The 2,063-nt window shown below is 32.6% G+C and carries 2 protein-coding genes; one reads left to right on the top strand and one right to left on the bottom strand.

Translation table 11 applies throughout. The features are described from left to right. Nucleotides 1-746 (top strand): hypothetical protein (locus tag AACX68_RS06350; protein ID WP_228860838.1); only part of this gene is annotated, 746 nt, incomplete at its 5' end. 87 nt (nt 747-833) lie between these two features. Here the strand turns inward: AACX68_RS06350 and AACX68_RS06345 are convergent. Continuing rightward, a complete protein-coding gene (locus AACX68_RS06345; protein ID WP_228860837.1) occupies nt 834-1,943 on the bottom strand; it encodes a hypothetical protein in 1,110 nt (369 codons plus the stop codon). Nucleotides 1,944-2,063: the final 120 nt, after the last annotated feature.

Below are 2,063 nucleotides of genomic sequence, written 5' to 3'. Positions count from 1 at the left end.
TATTTATAATGTGTTTATCCTACATTTTGGGGGCGCATATGATATTAAATAAAGTGAAATCATTTATAATGTTATTTTTTATGATTATTTTTATTTCTAATGGAGTACAAGCAGAAATAGATAATGTTATGCCTGATGAAAAAAATAATCAGGAGCAAGGAGCTAAACCTATTAGTAATTTTTCATCCAATGGAACTCTGCTAACATTTGTTAATGGTGGTGAATATGGTCCACTGGATATTGGAACTACAGATAAATATTGCATAGATCCATCGTTTAAATCTGTTCATATGAAATCAAAAGATCTTAAATTAGAAGGCATAAAATATGATGATACTGGCGATTGTAGGGGGGAAGATAAATATGTTACTTGGAAGATAAAAAGTGATTCCTCCAGTAAAATGTGTAATATTAGGTTGCTTAAACAGTTTGATGGGGATGCGTGGTGGCATAATGTTATTGAAACAAAAGATATTACAGCAACTGACGCTCCTCATATAACTGGATGTGATATGGAAATTACCGCTATATGCGACTTTAAAAATTGTTTCAATAATCCTGTTAATGAATCTCACGTTATTACAATAGCAGTTAAGGAGAAAAAAGATCCTCCGTCTACAGGCTCCGGAGGTGATGATCCTGGAGGTGATAACCCTGGTAACCATCATGGTGGACCGGGTATTAGTGGCTGTGACGAGGACCATTCGTGGACGTGTCATGATTGTCCACCTCACGCTATCTGTTGAACGATAATCAGACAACAATAATGATTGACTCTAATGCAATAACCAACCGCCGAATTATCGGCGGTTGTATTTAAATTAAACTATCACTTAGTCATTATCTGCATCTTGCAGATGAAAAGATTGGTGATCTTCATTTATGATTACACGTATATGACCGGATCTGTTTCCATAAATATCATGGAAGTAGAAATATGGCTTACAGTGACTGTTCGTTCCCCAGAAATCATTTTGTGGGGACTCGAAATATAATTTAGTAATACTTACCGCATCAGAGTGAGGATTTAGGGTATCTAAATGTACTTGTATTGAAGCTGTAGTTGATTCAATTGTAGGAGGAGCAAAATCACCGCTAGGAATACTAACCTCTTTATTGACATCTGGATGTCCAACAATTTTATTTTTTTCTTGATGTATGCCCCAAATAAAAAAAAGATAGAGGTTGTCATTATTAGTTAAATAACTGAATCTACGAAATTCAATATTACTTGGTTCATCATCATTAACCGTGTTCCAGATATAAGAATCTTTCACGGGAAATCCATTTTTGGATTTTATATAATAATTTGTTTGGTTCCACTTATAATAATGTGTAAATCCACCCAATTTAGTTCCGATAATATCAATATATCTTTCAAACTCGAACTTATATTTACCAGATTTAATGTCTTTTTGTTCTTCAATAATGAGGTTGTCACTAATATAGTTAATTTCTGGATGGCTAATAATAACAACGTGTGAATTTGAAGGTGTACCTTCCATTGTATTATATTTTTTATTATTCAGTATAATTTGCGCCCCAATTTTCATTGTTTCAGTTTTACTTGTGAGGATCCAATAGAGTTTATGCTGGGGAGTTTTATTTGTTTTTTCTTCATATAAGGAATCCATCCTCTGTGGAGGGGGATCATCAGGAAACGTATGGCTGTAATTGTTTTCTATAGAGTTGTATACCCATTCTCCTGATAATTCATTTCCAGTAGAATGATTAATTAATTGAATGCTATCCAACTGCTCATCAGATAATTGGATTAGACGATCATTATCATCTTTTGCCTGAATCAAAATATAGACGCCAACTTGCATTCTTCTATTGGCATACACATTAGCTTCTTTAAAACCAGAATGTAATTTTATTTCAAATTTACTTAATGTGTGAATAATTGCTAATTGATCATTTTTTTTGTTTTTTGATTCCATTAGAAATTCCTCTTATTTTAAAAATAAATAATAAAGTAACGGCTAGATAAATGGCTCATATAATAATTCACTGGTGCTATAAATAATTTGTGTTGTTTTTTATTTTACATTCCACTCCAG

The organism is Xenorhabdus sp. PB61.4, from assembly GCF_963894935.1.
GTDB lineage: Bacteria > Pseudomonadota > Gammaproteobacteria > Enterobacterales > Enterobacteriaceae > Xenorhabdus > Xenorhabdus stockiae.
Note: the sequence above shows the minus strand (reverse complement) of the source record. Positions and strands in the feature narration are given on the sequence as shown.

Bases quoted from the DNA above. Each gene is read 5' to 3' on its own strand.
- AACX68_RS06345 (WP_228860837.1), bottom strand. From the start codon at position 1,943: ATGGAATCAAAAAACAAAAAAAATGATCAATTAGCAATTATTCACACA.